The 18323-nt window shown below is 65.5% G+C and carries 12 protein-coding genes; 5 read left to right on the top strand and 7 right to left on the bottom strand.

Annotation, left to right across the window (positions count from 1 at the left end):
* Window positions 1-28 precede the first annotated feature (28 nt).
* Window positions 29-4312 carry a DNA-directed RNA polymerase subunit beta' gene (rpoC, locus tag NP825_RS12595; protein ID WP_257543923.1) on the bottom strand — a complete coding sequence of 1428 codons (4284 nt, stop codon included), beginning with the start codon at window positions 4310-4312 and terminating at the stop codon, window positions 29-31.
* A 53-nt stretch (window positions 4313-4365) separates the two neighbouring features.
* Window positions 4366-8544 (bottom strand): DNA-directed RNA polymerase subunit beta, encoded by a 4179-nt coding sequence (rpoB, locus tag NP825_RS12600; RefSeq protein ID WP_257543925.1) that lies wholly within the window; start codon window positions 8542-8544, stop codon window positions 4366-4368.
* 363 nt (window positions 8545-8907) lie between these two features.
* Here rpoB and NP825_RS12605 point away from each other — a divergent pair, with 363 nt between their 5' ends.
* The 4 genes from NP825_RS12605 (at window position 8908) to NP825_RS12620 (ending at window position 11201) form a co-directional block, all read left to right on the top strand.
* The gene (locus NP825_RS12605) at window positions 8908-9522 is read left to right on the top strand and encodes a hypothetical protein (protein WP_257543927.1); all 615 of its coding nucleotides are present in this window, start codon (window positions 8908-8910) and stop codon (window positions 9520-9522) included.
* Window positions 9523-9701: 179 nt separating this feature from the next.
* Window positions 9702-10205 carry a DUF2975 domain-containing protein gene (locus NP825_RS12610; protein WP_257543929.1) on the top strand — a complete coding sequence of 168 codons (504 nt, stop codon included), beginning with the start codon at window positions 9702-9704 and terminating at the stop codon, window positions 10203-10205.
* Entirely contained in the window at window positions 10205-10429 is a 225-nt protein-coding gene (locus NP825_RS12615) for a helix-turn-helix transcriptional regulator (RefSeq protein WP_257543931.1), read from the top strand. Before NP825_RS12610 ends, NP825_RS12615 begins: the two co-directional genes overlap by 1 nt.
* Complete coding sequence (locus tag NP825_RS12620; RefSeq protein ID WP_257543933.1) at window positions 10419-11201, top strand: hypothetical protein; 783 nt, start codon at window positions 10419-10421, stop codon at window positions 11199-11201. The genes NP825_RS12615 and NP825_RS12620 overlap by 11 nt, the downstream gene beginning before the upstream one ends.
* A 251-nt stretch (window positions 11202-11452) precedes the next feature.
* Here the strand turns inward: NP825_RS12620 and NP825_RS12625 are convergent, their stop codons facing one another.
* The 3 genes from NP825_RS12625 to NP825_RS12635 form a co-directional block, all read right to left on the bottom strand.
* Window positions 11453-12121, bottom strand: a complete 669-nt coding sequence (locus tag NP825_RS12625; RefSeq protein WP_257543935.1) for a DUF4197 domain-containing protein — start codon at window positions 12119-12121, stop codon at window positions 11453-11455.
* 265 nt (window positions 12122-12386) lie between these two features.
* Window positions 12387-14198, bottom strand: a complete 1812-nt coding sequence (locus NP825_RS12630; protein ID WP_257543937.1) for a sensor domain-containing diguanylate cyclase — start codon at window positions 14196-14198, stop codon at window positions 12387-12389.
* A gap of 100 nt (window positions 14199-14298) precedes the next feature.
* Complete coding sequence (locus NP825_RS12635) at window positions 14299-14907, bottom strand: TetR/AcrR family transcriptional regulator (protein ID WP_257543940.1); 609 nt, start codon at window positions 14905-14907, stop codon at window positions 14299-14301.
* 85 nt (window positions 14908-14992) lie between these two features.
* Here NP825_RS12635 and NP825_RS12640 point away from each other — a divergent pair, with 85 nt between their 5' ends.
* Window positions 14993-16438: a carotenoid oxygenase family protein gene (locus NP825_RS12640; protein ID WP_257543942.1), complete on the top strand. Its 1446-nt coding sequence runs from the start codon at window positions 14993-14995 to the stop codon at window positions 16436-16438.
* On the opposite strand, the gene NP825_RS12645 is transcribed toward NP825_RS12640, so the two are convergent.
* Together NP825_RS12645 and NP825_RS12650 are read right to left on the bottom strand one after the other, a co-directional pair.
* Entirely contained in the window at window positions 16359-17219 is an 861-nt protein-coding gene (locus NP825_RS12645; RefSeq protein WP_257543944.1) for a nucleotidyltransferase family protein, read from the bottom strand. The genes NP825_RS12640 and NP825_RS12645 overlap by 80 nt on opposite strands.
* Window positions 17216-18238, bottom strand: coding sequence for a phosphoribosylglycinamide synthetase (locus NP825_RS12650; protein WP_257543946.1), 1023 nt, complete (start codon window positions 18236-18238; stop codon window positions 17216-17218). Before NP825_RS12650 ends, NP825_RS12645 begins: the two co-directional genes overlap by 4 nt.
* Window positions 18239-18323: the final 85 nt, after the last annotated feature.

Genomic DNA, 18323 nt, shown 5'->3' on the forward strand with positions numbered 1-18323 from the left:
TTTTTGTCGGGCCGTCGGGCCGAGGGGCTTATGCCTCGCCTTCGCCTTCCGGACGCTCTTCGACCATCACGTCGTCGGTGGTGAAGTCCTCGCCCTGCACCTTGCCCAGCGGATCGTCGCCGATCGCGGCTTCGGGACCCTGTGCCAGTTCGGCTTCATGTTCCTCGGCGGCGGTCTGCGGCGCGATCAGATGCGCTTCGGTCGCGTTGCGCATCGCCGCACGCAGCGCCGCGTCCTTCGACGAGGCGGTAACGCGGACGCGGTTCATGGCAGCGCCGGTACCCGCCGGGATGAGGCGGCCGACGATGACATTCTCCTTGAGGCCCTGCAGCGAGTCGACCTTGCCCTGCACCGACGCTTCGGTGAGGACGCGGGTCGTTTCCTGGAAGGACGCGGCCGAGACGAAGCTGCGCGTCTGGAGGCTCGCCTTGGTGATGCCCAGCAGCACCGGGCGCCCTTCGGCGGGCTTGCCGTTCTTCGGCAGCTTCGCATTATATTCCATCATCTCCAGATAATCGAGCTGTTCGCCCGGCAGCAACGTGGTGTCGCCGCCCGACGTGATCTCGACCTTCTGCAGCATCTGGCGAACGATCACCTCGATGTGCTTGTCGTTGATCTTCACGCCCTGGAGTCGATAGACTTCCTGGATTTCCGCAACCAGATATTCGGCCAGCGCCTCGACGCCCATGACGTCGAGAATGTCGTGCGGGTTCGGCGAACCGCTGATCAGCGCGTCGCCGCGCTTGACCTGGTCGCCTTCCTGCACTTCCAGAACCTTCGACTTGGGGATCAGATACTCGATCGGATCGCCTTCTTCCGGAACGATCGCGATCTTGCGCTTCGCCTTGTAATCCTTGACGAATTCAATGCGGCCGCTGATCTTCGCGATGACGCTGTTGTCCTTCGGAATGCGCGCCTCGAACAGCTCGGCAACACGCGGCAGACCGCCGGTGATGTCGCGCGTCTTCGACGCTTCGCGGGTGACACGCGCCAGCACGTCCCCCGCCTGCACTTCCTGGCCGTCCTCGACCGACAGCATCGTGCCGACCGCGAGCAGGTAGCGCGCGGCTTCGCCCGACGCATCGTCGAGCAAGGTCAGGCGCGGCTGCAGGTCTTCCTTCTTGGACCGGCCCGCCGAGCGATATTCGATCACGACGCGCTGGGCGATGCCCGTCGCTTCGTCGACCTGCTCGATCAGCGTCTTGGTATCGACCAGATCCTGATACTTCACGACACCGGGTTTTTCGGTGATCAGCGGCATGGTGAACGGATCCCATTCGGCGATCCGGTCGCCCTTCTTCACCTTCTCGCCGTCCTTGTGCATGATCTGCGCACCATAGGGCAGCTTGTGCGAAGCGCGCTCGCGGCCTTCGCTGTCGATGACCGCGATTTCACCCGAACGCGACAGCGCCAGACGGCGGCCGCGCTGGTCGACGATCGTCGCCATGTCGCGATATTCGATCGTGCCGTCCGAAATCGCTTCGGCGTTCGACTGCTCGTTGACCTGCGCCGCGCCGCCGATGTGGAAGGTCCGCATCGTCAGCTGCGTGCCGGGTTCGCCGATCGACTGCGCCGCGATGACGCCGACCGCTTCGCCGATGTTCACCGGCGTCCCGCGCGCAAGGTCGCGGCCATAGCATTTGCCGCAGACGCCCAGCGTCGCTTCGCAGACCAGCGGCGAACGGATCTTGACCGACTGAACCTCGGCCTCCTCGATCCGCGCCGTCGTCGCTTCGTCGAGCAGCGTGCCCACCGGCGCGATGATGTTGCCGTCCTTGTCGGTCACATCCTCGAGCGTGGTACGGCCGAGGATACGCTCGCCGAGCGAGGCGATCGTCGAACCGCCCTGCACGATCGCGCGCATTTCCATGCCGCGTTCGGTGCCGCAGTCATCCTCGATCACGACGCAATCCTGCGACACGTCGACAAGACGGCGGGTCAGATAGCCCGAGTTCGCCGTCTTGAGCGCCGTGTCGGCCAGGCCCTTGCGGGCGCCGTGGGTCGAGTTGAAATATTCAAGGACGGTCAGGCCTTCCTTGAAGTTCGAGATGATCGGCGTTTCGATGATCTCGCCCGACGGCTTCGCCATCAGGCCGCGCATCCCGGCAAGCTGCTTCATCTGCGCCTGCGAACCACGCGCACCCGAATGCGCCATCATGTAGATGGAGTTGATCGGGGCCATGCGGCCGTTTTCGAGCTTCGGCGTCGCGCGGATTTCGTCCATCATCGCGTTCGCGACCTTGTCGCCGCACTGCGACCAGGCGTCGATCGCCTTGTTGTACTTTTCCTGCTGCGTGATCAGGCCGTCCTGATACTGCTGCTCGAAATCCTTCACCAGCGCGCGGGTTTCGTCGACCATCCCTTCCTTCGAGGCCGGGATGATCATGTCATCCTTGCCGAACGAGATGCCCGCCTTGAACGCGTTGCGGAAGCCCAGCGCCATGATGGCGTCGGCGAACAGCACGGTCTCTTTCTGGCCGGTGTGACGATAGACCTGGTCGATCACGTCGCCGATTTCCTTCTTGGTGAGAAGGCGGTTGACGACGTCGAAGGGCACGGTGTGCGACTTCGGCAAGCATTCGCCGATCAGCATGCGGCCGGGCGTGGTCTCGAACCGCTTCAGATATTCGTTGCCCTGCTCGTCGGTCTGCGGAACGCGGCTGATGACCTTCGAGTGCAGCGTGACGGCACCCGTATAAAGCGCCTGATGCACTTCGGCCATGTCGGCGAGCAGCATGCCCTCGCCCGGTTCGCCTTCGCGCTCGAGCGACAGATAATAGAGACCGAGCACCATGTCCTGCGACGGCACGATGATCGGCTTGCCGTTCGCGGGGCTGAGGATGTTGTTGGTCGACATCATCAGCACGCGCGCTTCGAGCTGCGCTTCCAGCGAGAGCGGCACGTGGACCGCCATCTGGTCGCCGTCGAAGTCGGCGTTGAACGCGGCGCAGACCAGCGGGTGAAGCTGGATCGCCTTGCCTTCGATCAGCACCGGCTCGAACGCCTGGATGCCGAGGCGGTGAAGCGTCGGGGCGCGGTTCAAGAGGACCGGGTGCTCGCGAATGACTTCGTCGAGGATGTCCCAGACTTCCTTGCGTTCCTTTTCGACCCACTTCTTCGCCTGCTTCAGGGTCATCGACAGACCCTTGGCGTCGAGGCGCGCGTAGATGAACGGCTTGAACAGTTCGAGCGCCATCTTCTTCGGCAGGCCGCACTGGTGCAGCTTGAGTTCCGGCCCGGTCACGATGACCGAACGGCCCGAATAGTCGACGCGCTTGCCGAGCAGGTTCTGACGGAAACGGCCCTGCTTGCCCTTGAGCATGTCGGACAGCGACTTCAGCGGACGCTTGTTGGCGCCGGTGATCGTGCGGCCGCGGCGGCCGTTGTCGAACAATGCGTCGACGGCTTCCTGCAACATGCGCTTTTCGTTGCGGACGATGATGTCCGGCGCGCGCAGTTCCATCAGCCGCTTCAGGCGGTTGTTACGGTTGATCACGCGGCGATAGAGATCGTTCAGATCCGACGTCGCGAAGCGGCCGCCGTCGAGCGGCACCAGCGGGCGCAGTTCGGGCGGAATGACCGGAACGACTTCCAGGATCATCCACTCGGGACGGTTGCCCGATTCGATGAAGCTCTCGACGACCTTCAGGCGCTTGATGATCTTCTTGGGCTTCAGCTCCGACTTGGTCGTCGCCAGATCTTCCATCAGGTCGACGCGTTCCTGTTCGAGATCGAGATTCTCGAGCAGCACGCGGATCGCCTCGGCGCCGATACCGGCCGAGAAGGCGTCCTCGCCATATTCGTCCTGCGCGTCGAGCAGTTCGTCCTCGGTCAGAAGCTGGAACTTCTCGAGCGGGGTCAGGCCGGGCTCAAGAACGATATAGGCTTCGAAATAGAGGACGCGTTCGAGCTGCTTCAACTGCATGTCGAGCAGCAGGCCGATGCGCGACGGCAGCGACTTCAGGAACCAGATATGCGCGACCGGCGCGGCGAGCTCGATATGGCCCATGCGCTCGCGGCGGACTTTCGTGACCGTGACTTCGACACCGCATTTCTCGCAGACGATGCCCTTGTATTTCATGCGCTTATACTTGCCGCACAGGCATTCATAATCCTTGATCGGGCCGAAGATGCGCGCGCAGAACAGGCCGTCGCGCTCGGGCTTGAACGTGCGGTAGTTGATCGTTTCGGGCTTCTTGATCTCGCCGAACGACCACGAGCGGATGCGCTCGGGGCTCGCGATACCGATCTTGATCATGTCGAAGGTTTCGGGCTTCGCGACCGGGTTCATGAAGTTGGTAAGCTGGTTCATATATCTGCTCCATCTTCCCCTCTCGCGCCGGGCGAGAGGGGTGAGGAAAAATCTTATTCGGCGGCTTCGGGAAGGGCGTCCGGACCTTCGTCGGGGTCTTCGTCCGAATAGGACGAAAGCTCGACGTTGAGGCCCAGCGAGCGCATTTCCTTGACGAGCACGTTGAAGCTTTCGGGAATGCCGGCCTCGAAGGTGTCGTCACCCTTGACGATCGCTTCGTAGACCTTGGTGCGGCCGATCACGTCATCGGACTTCACCGTCAGCATTTCCTGCAGCGTGTAGGCCGCGCCATAAGCTTGCAGAGCCCACACCTCCATTTCCCCGAAGCGCTGGCCGCCGAACTGCGCCTTACCGCCCAGCGGCTGCTGGGTGACGAGGCTATACGGCCCGATCGAACGCGCGTGGATCTTGTCGTCGACCAGGTGGTGGAGCTTCAGCATGTAGATGTAGCCCACGGTCACCTTGCGGTCGAACTTGTCGCCGGTGCGGCCGTCGTACAGGTCCGACTGGCCCGACGAGTCGAGACCCGCCAGCGTCAGCATGTTCGACACATCGGCTTCCTTGGCGCCGTCGAACACCGGCGTCGCGAACGGCACGCCAACCTTCAGGTTCGACGCCAGTTCGACGATGCTGTCGGCATCGCGTGCCTCGATGTCGGCCCGATATTCGGCGCCATAGACCTGCTCCAGCGACTCCTTGACCGCTTCGGGCATCTGGCCGCCGGTCGCGTCGGGGTTGGCGTCGCGCCAATCCTCCAGCGCCTGCGTCACCTGCCGCCCGAGGCCGCGCGAAGCCCAGCCGAGGTGGGTCTCCAAGATCTGCCCGACGTTCATGCGCGACGGCACGCCCAGCGGGTTGAGCACGATGTCGACCGGCGTCCCGTCTTCGAGGAACGGCATGTCCTCGTTCGGCAGGATGCGGCTGATGACGCCCTTGTTGCCGTGACGGCCGGCCATCTTGTCGCCCGGCTGCAGCTTGCGCTTGATGGCAACGAAGACCTTGACCATCTTGAGCACGCCCGGTGCCAGTTCGTCGCCACGCTGCAGCTTCTCGACGCGGTCTTCATACTTCGCGTTGATCCGCTTGATCGCGTCGTCATACTGCGCCTTGATCGCTTCCAATGCGGTCTGCGCATTGTCCTCGACCACCGCGAGCTTCCACCAGTCGGCGCGGTCGAGGTCGACCAGCATCTGCTCGGTGACCTCGTCGCCCTTCTTCAGGCCCTTCGGCACCGCGCTGGTCGTCTGACCGATCAGCAGGTCCTTGAGGCTGGAGAAGGTCGCGCGGTTGAGGATCGCGCGTTCGTCGTCGGCGTCCTGCTTCAGGCGCTCGATTTCCTCGCGTTCGATCGCGATCGCGCGCTCGTCCTTGTCGATACCGTGGCGGTTGAAGACGCGGACCTCGACGACCGTTCCCGACACGCCCGGCGGCAGGCGGAGCGAGGTGTCGCGCACGTCGCTCGCCTTTTCGCCGAAGATGGCGCGCAGAAGCTTTTCTTCCGGCGTCATCGGGCTTTCGCCCTTCGGCGTGATCTTGCCCGCCAGGATATCGCCCGGGCCGACTTCGGCGCCGATATAGACGATGCCCGCCTCGTCGAGGTTGCGCAGCGCTTCCTCGCCGACGTTCGGGATGTCGCGGGTGATGTCCTCCGGCCCGAGGCGCGTGTCGCGGGCGGTGACTTCGAATTCCTCGATATGGATCGAGGTGAAGACGTCGTCCTTCACGATGCGCTCGCTGATGAGGATCGAGTCCTCATAATTGTAGCCGTTCCACGGCATGAACGCGACGAGCACATTCTTGCCGAGCGCCAGTTCGCCAAGCTCGGTCGACGGACCGTCGGCGATGATGTCGCCGGTGCGGACGACGTCGCCGACCTTCACCAGCGGACGCTGGTTGATGCAGGTCGACTGGTTCGAGCGCTGGAACTTCTGCAGGCGATAGATGTCGACGCCCGACTTGCCGGGTTCGACCATGTCGGTCGCGCGGATGACGATACGCGTCGCGTCGACCTGGTCGATCACGCCGCCGCGGCGCGCCGCGATCGCCGCGCCCGAATCCCGGGCGACGGTGCCTTCCATGCCGGTGCCGACGACCGGCGCCTCGGCGCGGAGCAGCGGCACAGCCTGACGCTGCATGTTCGATCCCATCAGCGCGCGGTTGGCGTCATCGTTTTCGAGGAACGGGATCAGCGAGGCCGCGACCGAAACGAGCTGCTTCGGCGACACGTCCATCAGCGTGATCTGCTCGCGCGGCGCCATCAGGAATTCGCCCGCCTCGCGCGCCGAAATCAGCTCGTCGATGAAGCTGCCGTCGGGGTTGAGGTCGGCGTTCGCCTGCGCGACCGTGTGCTTCGATTCCTCCATCGCCGACAGATAGACGACCTCGTTGGTCACCTTGCCGTCGATGATCTTGCGGTACGGCGTCTCGATGAAGCCGTACTTATTGACCCGCGCAAAGGTCGCGAGGCTGTTGATCAGACCGATGTTCGGGCCTTCGGGCGTTTCGATCGGGCAGATGCGGCCATAATGGGTCGGGTGAACGTCGCGGACCTCGAAGCCCGCGCGCTCGCGGGTCAGGCCGCCCGGCCCGAGCGCCGAGACGCGGCGCTTGTGGGTGACTTCGGACAGCGGGTTGGTCTGGTCCATGAACTGCGAAAGCTGCGACGAGCCGAAGAATTCGCGCACCGCGGCGACCGCGGGCTTCGCGTTGATCAGGTCGTTCGGCATCACCGTCGACACGTCGACCGACGACATGCGCTCCTTCACGGCGCGCTCCATGCGGAGCAGGCCGACGCGATACTGGTTTTCGAGCAGCTCGCCGACCGAACGCACGCGGCGGTTGCCGAGATTGTCGATGTCGTCGATCTCGCCCTTGCCGTCCTTCAGGTTCACCAGCTCCTTGACCACGGCGAGGATGTCCTCGCTGCGCAGCGTGGTGACCGTGTCCTCGGCATCGAGGCTGAGGCGCATGTTGAGCTTGACGCGGCCGACGGCCGACAGATCGTAACGCTCGGGGTCGAAGAACAGACCGCCGAACAGCGCCTCCGCGGTCTCGCGCGTCGGCGGTTCGCCGGGGCGCATGACGCGGTAGATGTCGCTGAGCGCCTGATCGCGATCCTCGGCCTTGTCGGCCTTCAGCGTGTTGCGGATCCAGGGGCCGGTGTTGTTGTGGTCGATGTCGAGCAGTTCGAGCTTGTCGATCCCCGCCGCGTCGAGCTTTTCGAGATTCTCGGCGCTCACTTCGTCGCCGGCCTCGATATAGATTTCGCCGGTCGCTTCGTTGATCAGGTCATAGGCGCTGTAGCGGCCGAAGATTTCCTCGGTCGGGATCAGCAGCGTGTCGAGACCGTCCTTCGCCGCCTTGTTGGCGAGGCGCGGGCTGATCTTGTGACCGGCGGCGAAGACGACTTCGCCGGTCTTGGCGTCGACGACGTCGAACGCGGGCTTCGATCCGCGCCAATTCTCGACGACGAAGGGAACCTTCCAGCCATTCTCGGCGCGCTCGAAGACGAGGCGGTCATAGAAGGTGTTGAGGATTTCCTCGCCCGTCATGCCCAGCGCATAGAGCAGGCTGGTGACCGGCAGCTTGCGCTTGCGGTCGATACGGACGTTGACGATGTCCTTGGCGTCGAATTCGAAGTCGAGCCACGAACCGCGATAGGGGATCACGCGGGCGGCGAACAGGAACTTGCCCGACGAGTGGGTCTTGCCGCGGTCATGGTCGAACAGAACACCCGGCGAACGGTGCATCTGCGACACGATGACGCGCTCGGTGCCGTTGACGAAGAAGGTGCCGTTCTCGGTCATGAGCGGCATGTCGCCCATATAGACGTCCTGCTCCTTGATATCGAGCACGCTACGGGTGTCGGTCTCGCTGTCGACCTCGAAGACGATCAGGCGCAGCGTGACCTTCATCGGCGCCGCATAGGTGATGCCGCGCTGACGGCATTCCTCGACGTCGTACTTGGGTTCTTCGAGCTCGTAATGGACAAAGTCGAGTTCGGCGGTGCCGGCGAAATCGCGAATCGGGAAAACGCTGCGCAGCGTCTTTTCGAGGCCCGACACATAACCGACCGACGGATCCGAACGCAGGAACTGCTCATAGGATTCGCGCTGCACCTCGATGAGGTTGGGCATTTCCACCGCTTCGTGGATATTGCCGAACAGCTTCCGGATTCGCTTGCTTGCGGTTGCTTCGAGGGCCTTGCCCACCGACTTCGCCTTGGTCGCCATAAGTGATTGTCTCGCCTTCGTAAAATTAGTCGCGAGCGCAGCAGAGACGCAAAAAGGCCGCGACCAACCGTTGCCGGTTTACCGCAGCTTTCCAACGCATCTCGAAATCCCTACCGCCCTATTCCTGTGGCCCGTTGCGCAACGTCAGACCGCTTCCCGGACGATCGGGTGTGAAGGCGATATAGGATTTGGGGGGTGCAGTGTCAATGGAAGCGCATCACCGAAGACAGCAATCCGCTCGTCACCCCGGAACAGAACGGCTCATCCCGCCTCGGCCACGGTTCGGCCATTTTGGCATGGCCCATGCCGCCTTCGCGCGTTCAAGCGTCTCGACCGTTCAAAATGTCAGGAGAGATTACAACGATGCGTAAATATGCAGCCTTTCTTACCTCCCTTGCCCTTGGCACCGCGATGGCCGCCGGTGCGCCCGCCTTCGCGCAGGCACCCGCCGCCGCGCCCGCCGGCCCGACGCTGACCGTCGGCACCACCGTCTACGACAGCGAAGGCCAGACCATCGGCCCGATCGCCAGCTCGGACGGCGCGACCGTCGTCGTCACCGTCGGCGACAAGCCCGCCGCGCTCCCCGCAAGCGCTTTCATGCAGACCGACAAGGGCACCGCGATCACGCTGACCCTCGCGCAGCTCACTGCCGCGCTCGACCAGCAGGCCGCCGCCGCCGATGCGCAGCTCACCGCCGCGCTTCAGCCGGGCGCTGATATCAAGGGCGTGAACGGCGGTTCGGTCGTCGGCAAGGTGAAGACCGCCGACGCCGAGGGCGTCGTCGTCACCACCGCGCAGGGCGACGTCCGCCTGCCGCGCAAGGCCTTCTTCGTCGCGGCGCACGGCCTGTCGACCAGCTTCTCCGCCGAGCAGTTCGCGGCGGCGGTTGCCGAAGCCAAGGCGCCCGACGCAGCGGCGACGGATGATGCGGCGGCCGATGCCGACACGACATCCGACGCGGCGAAACCCGCCAACTGATCTTCGCGATCGGCAGCAAAAGGCGCGAGGGCAACGCTCTCGCGCCTTTTTCTTTGCGCGATAACGCCGCCCGCAAACCCCATAGCCTTTGTCCTGTCTCCTGATCCCGATATATCGACTTGCAATATAGTTCATATCGTTTATCGATATGTCAGCCATCAACGTCGAACGGGATGCCCATGCTGCTCTGGAGCCGCCGGCTGCTGGCCGGATTGAATATCCTCAACTGGGTCACCGGCCTCTTGATCGTCGCCGCGCTGGGATGGGTCGGCTTCGCCGCGCCCGACCTCTTCCTCGCGCGGGCCCAGCCCTATCATGTCGCCCATCCCGAAGCCGCGATCGCGTGGCTGCGCTGGGTCACCTTCATCACCGCCCCCGTCATCCTGCTCGCGCACGTCATCCTGACCCGACTGATCGCGATCATCGACGCGGCGCGCGCGGGAACGCCCTTCATCGCCGCCAACGCCGCGCGGCTGCGCCATATTGCCTGGGCGCTGCTCGGCATCCAGCTGCTCGACCTCGCCTTCGGGCTGGTCAGCATCCGCGCGAGCGCCGCGACCGGCGAATATTTCGGCTGGAGCTTCGGAGTCACCGGCTGGCTCGCCGTCCTGCTCCTCTTCGTGCTCGCCCGCGTCTTCGAGCGCGGCGCCGCGATGCAGGACGAGATCGAGCGGACGATCTGATGGCGATCCGCGTCCAGCTCGACGACCTCCTCTGGCAGCGGCGCATGACGCTGACCGAGCTCAGCGAGCGGATCGGAATCACCGTCGCCAATCTGTCGATCCTCAAGACGGGCAAGGCGAAGGCGATCCGCTTCTCCACGCTCGACGCCATTTGCCGCGCGCTGGATTGCCAGCCCGGCGACCTGATCCTGTTCGACCCGAAGGAGCCCGCCGATGAAGACTGACATCCAGGCCATCTATCGCCACGCCTGGGCGTTCGCGCGGCTTTGCCCGCTGCTGTTTCTCGTCCCCGTGCTGGCCGAACTGGCGCAGCATGTCGTCGAGTGGCAGGCCGGCATGTACGACGGTATTGCGGGCGCCAAGGCCGCCGAAGCCGGTATGCTGCGGATGCAGTTCGGTTTCGCCAAGACGCTGGCGCTGCTGCTGCCCGGCTATTGGTTCATGCGCTATATCCTGTTCAGCGGCGACGCGGCGCGGGCACGGCGGATCGAATGGCCCGCGATCGGGCTGTGGCTGATCCTCTTCGCGATCCAGGCAACCGAGCAATGGTGGGCGCTGTTCGGCCCGCCGCTGACCGGCCTCCTTGGCCTTGCAGGCGAGCCCGCGCGCTGGACCGGCTACGGCCTCGCGCTCGCCGGAGTGATCCTCGGCGTCTATCTGACCGCGTGGAATGCGGCGTGGGCGGCGGGCAATGCGGCGATCGGGCCGGTCCGGTCGATCCGCATCATGGCGGGCAGCTTCTGGTACACGATCCTGCTGATGCTCGCGGGCATCGTGCCGTTGATGGTCCTCCATTATGCGCTGAGCTTCGGCGCAATCTTCGCGCCCGCCTTCCTCGACTGGCCGCTGCTGATCGTCGACGCGCTGGCCGTCGGCTATCTTGCGCTGGCGATGACCGGCGTCTCGGCGATCGCGGCGCGCCACGCGGCGGATCGCAAGGCGGTCGATCTGGTCGGCGGCGGCGCGGATGCCCGATCCGCGACGCCTGCGATCTAGGCGCAGAGAGAATGTCCGCTTGCGACCGATTGCGGACTTAAGATCCTCCCCGGCACGGGGAGGGGGACCACCGAAGGTGGTGGAGGGGCAGGTGGGTCATGGCGCGCCTTTTCTGGATCGAAGCGTAAACCGAGGGTGCCCCTCCACCATGCTTCGCATGGTCCCCCTCCCCGTGCCGGGGAGGAGCGGCGGCGACAGCCAACCACCCCAATGCCGCCACTCCCGCAAATGCGGAACGTTCCGGGACCGCCTTAGAATATCCCCTTGAGCAGCTTGCCCGGATCCCTGCGCAGCGCGGCTTCCTCATTGCCCATATAGAGGAAAATGCCCTTGAGCGCCTGATCGGTGACCGAATGGGTCAGGCCGTCGTGGCTGATCCCCGCGATCGAAAGGAGCTGGCTGCTGCCCGATAGCTGGTCGAGCTGGCGATAGGCGCCGACCTCGTCCAGCGCCCCCGCGATCAGCGGGCGTACCTTGTCGCCGAGCAACCCGCCGGCGCTCGATTGCAGATAGCGCGTCGCGCCATCGCGCTTCGACACCAGCGATGGCACGTCGTTCCAGCCCAGATTGTCGATCGCGGCGCGAAAGATCGGCTTCGCCTCGCCCGCCGCCTTGCCGCCCGCATCGTTCAGGCTTTTGGTGAGCCCGGCCGTCAGCCCCAGCTTATCGCCCGCGCCGAGCAATTTCGACGCGAGCTTGCCGCTCGCACCGGGAAGCAGGATGCGCACCGCGGTATCGGCATAGAAAGCGCCCGGCTGCGCCAGCCGGTCGAGCGCATTGTCCGACGCATTGGCGATCAAGCCCTTGACGCCGGGCTTCGCGGCTTTCGCCAGCGCCGCGGGGATCAGCCCGGCCACCGCCAGTCCCGCCGCACCCGCCAGCAGCATCCGCCGCGCGATATAGTCCTCGTTGCGTTCCATGGCGCCCTCCCGTTCCGTAAGATGCGGGTTTATCAGCAAAACGGGCCGCGCCAAAGCCTGCTTTGTTTGTCTGTTTTGGGGTGGGAAGCGGACGGTGAGGGATGGCGCTACTTTCCCCTCCCGCAAGCGGGAGGGGCAGCGAGACTTACGAACTTTGTTCGTTAGTCGCAGCGGGGTGGGCCCTTGCACCGTCGCTGCCCACCCCCGACCCCTCCCGCCTGCGGGAGGGGAGAGGAGCGGCCGCAACCGGACTCTTCGCCCCCCTTCACGCCGCCATGCGCAGCCGGTTCCGTCCCTCGCGCTTGGCGATATACAGCGCCTGGTCGGCGCGCTGAAGCAGTGCTTCGGCGTCGCCCTCGCCGTCATAGACGGCAAGCCCGATGCTGACCGTCGCGGGCGGCAGGCCACCGTCCGCGCCGCCGTCGGCCTCGATTGCGATACGCAACCGCTCGGCGACCATTTCGGCCGCCTGCGCGCTCGACCGCTGCAGGATGCAGACGAACTCCTCGCCGCCGAAACGGCCGACCAGATCCTCCTCGCGCAGCGACGCCTTGGCGCGGCGTGCGACGCGGCGGATCACTTCGTCGCCGGCGGCGTGGCCGTGATCGTCGTTGATCCGCTTGAAATGATCGATGTCGAAGATCGCCAACGCCAGCGGCACCCCCTGCTCGCGCGCGCCGGTCAGCGCGGTTTCCAGAAAGGCCAGCGTGTGGCGGCGGTTCGGCAGGCCGGTCAGCATGTCGGTGTTGGCGACGCGCTCGGCGGCGCTGCGGGCCGCCTCCAGAATGCGGGCATTCTCGACCGTCTCGGTCACGTCCTGCACGGTGCCGAAGATGCCGACCGCGCGGCCGCCGCGGCCCCGTTCGATCGAGCCGTGCGATTTGACATGGCGGATCGCCCCGTCGGCGCGGACGATCCGGCCCTGATATTCGAACGGCTCGCCGGTGCGCACCGCGCGCTCCAATATCGCGCGCACGGCGGCGCGATCCTCGGGCAGATATTGCTCGACGCTATACTCGACATCGACCGGCTCGCCGGGCTCGAGCCCGTGGACGCGATAGGCCTGGTCGGACCATTGAATCGTCCAGCGGACGAGGTCGACGCGCCAATGACCGACGAGCGCCGCGGCTTCGGCCTGGAGCAGCCAGCGGTTGCTCTGCTCGAGCCGTTTCGCGAGCCGGCGCTGCACCACCAGCAGCGCCGCGAGCGGCAGTGCGGTGAACAGCAGGGTGATGAAATAGAATTGCAGGAACAGCACCCGGCTTCGCTGGCTGCCCTCGATCGCGGCGACCGGCCCGATCCCCTGCCCCGTCATCCACGACGCGACGATCGCGACGATCAACATGCCCGCGGCGGCACCGAAGGGGCCGAGCCGATAGGAAGCGGCGATCACCGCGACGGTCGGCAGAAAGGTGGCGGGGAAATGCGACTGCGAAAAGGACAAGGCGGTGAGCGCTGCCGCAAAAGTCAGCAGCGCGACCGCTTCGACGATCGTGGCACGCGGGACGTTGGCAAGCGCGCGCGTGTCGACCAGCCGCGCAAGCATCACGATCGGCGGCGCGACGATCAGCATGCCGAGCGTCACGGTGGTCAGCCACGAAAAGAAGAAGTCGACGCCGCGGCCCGTGAGACCGGGGGCCGCAAGCGTTCCGGCGAGCGCGGCGGCGACCGAAGCGCTGAGCGCACCCGCCGCCAGCACGGCAACACAGAAATTGGCGACTGCGCGCGGCTCCATGAAGGACAGTTCGCCTGGAACGCGGCGGCGGATCAGCCACAGCGCCGCCCCCGCCTCGGCCGCATTCGCGATCGTGAACGCGGCGGAGATGACGGCGCTTGTCCCGCTCAGCATATTCGCCGCGACGCTGGCGGCGGCCATGGCGACGAAGGACGCCGGGCGCGCCCGCGCGGGCATCAGCAGCAACAGCGCGAGGAAATAGCCGCTCGGCGGCCAGATCGCGGCGATGTTGTCGGCCCCTCTGGTCGCGTGAAGCGACAGGCTGGCGAGCAGGCCATAGCCCGCCATCGTCAGCAACGGCCAGAACACCGTTTCGACTCCGGGGGAAAGCGACCGCTTCATGACCCCGGCCTAACCGAAAACGGGAAAATAAACCGCTAATATCGCTCGCGGCCACCCCGCATTTCGTCGCAGGATCAGCCGATTTCGCAGCACCGGGGCCTCAGTCGACGCCGCCGAAGGTCATACCCACCACCTGCTCGACGAGCGCTTCGTCCCATTCGATGCGCCGGTCGAGCACCAGCATCGCGAGGCCGTGGACGAGCGACCAGGCGTGGAGCGCGGCGACTTCGGGATTGTCGAGATAGGGCATCGTCTGCGCGACCCCGGCGCGGAGCAGATTATAGCCGACCTCGCCCCCGTCGGCGCCCGGCTCGCAGCGTTCGGACATCTGGCGCGTGAAGCTCAGCCGGAACACGGCGGGTTCGTCGTGCGCGAAGCGGACATAGGCGATGCCGGTCGCGAGGAAGCCGGCGCGGCCGCCGCCCGCCTTGAGCCAGGCCTGCGACTGGAGCGCGCCGAGCCGCCGCAACCCCTCGTCGGCGAGCGCGTCGAGCAGCGCCTCCTTGTCGGGGAAATGGCGGTAGAGCGCGGTCGCGCTGACCCCGACGTCGCGCGCGAGCGCGCGCAAACCGAGGTCGGTTCCATCGCCGTCCGCAAGCCGCTTGAGCCCCGCCGCGATCACTGCGGCGCGCAGGTCGCCATGGTGATAGGAACCACCGCTCCTTGTGCTGGCGATTTCCATGTTGACACTGTTATCTTCATCGGCCATGTTGTCACCGTAAACATTTCGAGTCGGCCGTGCAAGCCTGACGCTGCGCGGCACTTTCGCAAACATCCGCTTAAGGAGCATCATCATGGCGAGCAACGTCGAAACCCTGATCCGCGGTGCGGTCAAGAAAGGCATCGGCAAGGTCGCCGACTTCAACCGCAAGCGCCTCCCCCGCCCGACCGACGCGCACCCCTTCCTCACCGGCATCCACAAACCGATGGGGGAGGAAGTCACGCTCGAAGCGCTCCGCGTCGACGGCGATATCCCGGCCGCGCTCACGGGCCGCTATCTCCGCAACGGTCCCAATCCCGCAATCGCGCCCGATCCCGCAAGCTATCACTGGTTCTCCGGCGCCGGCATGGTCCACGGCATCCGCATCGAAGGCGGCAAGGCCGACTGGTACCGCAACCGCTGGGTGCGTGGCACCGAAGCCTGCGCGGCGCTGGGCGAGGCGATTCCGGCGGGCCCGCGCGAGGAGGGCGGCTTCGACGCCCCCAACACCAATGTCGTCGGCATCGCCGGCCGCACCTTCGCGATCGTCGAGGCGGGCGGCAAGCCGGTCGAGCTCGACTATGAGCTGGGCACGATCGCGCACAACCCGTTCGACGGCACGCTGACCGGCAGCTACACCGCGCACCCGCACGAAGACCCGTTCACCGGCGAACTCCACGCGATCACCTACAAGGGCGACGCCCCGAACAGCGTCTGGCATGTCGTCGTCGACAAGGACGCGCATGTCGTCCGCGAGGAAGCCGTCGCGGTCAGCGACGGTCCATCGATCCACGACTGCGCGATCACCGAACATTATGTGCTCGTCTTCGACCTGCCGGTCACCTTGTCGATGAAGATGCTGCTCGCGGGCTATCGCTTCCCCTATGCCTGGAACGAAGCGCATCCGGCACGCGTCGGTCTCCTCCCCAGGACAGGTCGGGGCGACGAGATCGTCTGGGTGCCGGTCGAGCCCTGCTATGTCTTCCACCCGGCCAACGCGTACGAGACCGCGGACGGCAAGGTGATCGTCGACGTCGTCGCGCACGAGACGATGTTCGCGAGCTCGAAGCGCGGTCCCGACAGCGAGACATCGCGCATGGAGCGCTGGACGATCGATCCCGCCGCCGGCACGACGGTGCGGACGGTCATCCACGATCATGCGCAGGAATTCCCGCGCTACGACGAGCGGCTGACGACGCGGCCCTATCGCTATATCACCAGCGTCGCGATCCCCGACGGCGCCGCATCCGAATGGGCGCTCGCCGATACGCGGCTGTTCCGCCACGATCTCGCCGAGGGCACGACCGCGATCCATGACTTCGGCCCCGGCCGCCACCCCGGCGAATTCGTCTTCGTGCCGCGAAGCGAAACGGGCACCGAGGATGACGGCTGGCTGATCGGCCTCGTCGTCGACATGAACGACGAGACCACCGATCTCGTCATCCTGAACGCCGACGACTTCAGCGGATCACCGCAAGCCGTCGTTCACCTGCCGCATCGCGTTCCGCCGGGATTCCACGGCAACTGGGTCGCGGATTGATCGCATCTAGGCGCCGCATCAGCGCCTCGGTCACGCGCAGCGACCGTTCGTTGTCGACATCGATCGCCGTCGCCCCGTTGCTGACCAGCAGCGGGGCGATGTCGACTTTCAGATGGCGCGAGATGCGCTGGAAGACATGGTGAATCGGCCCCAGCCCGAAGCGGAAGCGGAGCAGGTTGACGAGGCCGAAGGCCCGCATGATGCGGAACGGCTTCTTGACGAACTGTCCGCCGCCACGAAACGCCTCGGCGGCTTTCAGCGCGCTGCGATCGCCGATCCAATAGGCGTTGCAGTTCGACACCGCGACGTCGGAAAATTCATAGAAGCGCCGCTGCCCCTCGGGATGGACCGCCAGCACATCCTCGCGCCGCGCGAGCGCAACTCCCACGCCGGCGCCGAGCCGGGCGGCTTCGCTGCCAATCTCGGCGATCGTTTCGGGGGTGAGCAGGCAATTGTCGGCGGTGGTGATGAACAGTGGAAACGGGGCCTGGTCGGCCACCGCGAGCACCGAGTCCGCCAGATTGTCGGCAGCGGGCACCAAGACGAGCCGTTCGCCGAGCCGGTCGATCACCGGATCGGCGAGATCATCGAGCAACGTTCGATGATGCGTCGAAACGAAGATCCGCTGCGCCGGGGTCCGGGCCGCGCTTTCGAGGACATGCGCGATCATCGGCCGTCCGGCAACGGGGACCAGGCATTTGTCACCGACGCCATGCGCCTCGGCCAGCGCATCGACCGCACCGGGACGGCGGCCCGCGAGGATGAGGATCGAGCCGGTCATGCCGCGTCGCGCTCGCGGCCCGCGCCGAGCTGGCGGATCATGCTCTCAGCGACGATCGTCTCGATGAGGTCGGCCTGGGTGAAGCCCGCGGCGACCGCGGCGCGGCCGAAGACCTTCTCGGACCACAGGTTGCAGTTGAGATTGACCTCGAGCAGCCGGATTTCGCCGGTTTCGAAATCGATCCGAAACTCGAAGCGGCCATAATCGAACGGCCGGAACACCTCCGCCATCCGCGCCGTATAATCGATGATCTTGTCCGCCAGCGCGTCCGCTTCGAACAGCTTGAGGCTGTATTTGGCGCTGCGATCGACGAGGTCGCGCTTTTCCTGATAGGTGCGCAGATGCGTCGGATCGGCCTGCTCGAAAATCATCATCGGCAGCAGCGCGGGCGCGCCGCGGCAGGTGATCACCGGCACCTCAACGTCGCTGCCGTCGAGGAAGGGTTCGACCATCGCGTCATGGTCGAGCGCGTGGACCTCGGCGATCGCCTGCGCGAGTTCGGCGCGGTCGTGCGCGTCGCGAATGCCCCATGATGCCGAGCTGTTGTTCGGCTTGACCACCCACCGCCGCGCCGGCGGACAGCGCGCCGCATCGACCGGCGCACCGCGCCGGAACAGCGCCCAGGGCGCGGTCGGGACGCCGCGCGCGGCGGCTTCGAGCTTGGTCAGATGCTTGTCGTCCGACAGCCCGCGCACGATCGGCGACGCGCCGACGTAAGGCAAACCGAGCCGGTTGCAGAGCAAGGGCAGCAGCATCTCCGAATTATAGAAACCACCGCGGTTGAGCAGCGGAAAGACGAAATCGGCCTCGGGCCGCGCGAACAGCGCGGCATAATCGTCGGCGACGACGAGCGGAATGCCGAGCCCCTCCAATATCTCGCGCGTCTCGCGGTGATAGAGGGCGTGATTGCCGTCGTCGGGGTGCAGGCCGCCGGTCCAGCGGGCGTGCTTGGCGATGAAGAGAAGCCGCTGCGTATCGCGAAGACGATCGGGCAGGCGCGTCGGTTCAAGATGGGTCATTTGCATGTCGGGGTTTCACCACGTCGAGGTTGCACCGCGATGACTCTTCAGTGACGGCGCTGAAACCAAAGCGCAAAATCCCTGT

It is taken from the genome of Sphingopyxis sp. DBS4 (genome assembly GCF_024628865.1).
GTDB lineage: Bacteria > Pseudomonadota > Alphaproteobacteria > Sphingomonadales > Sphingomonadaceae > Sphingopyxis.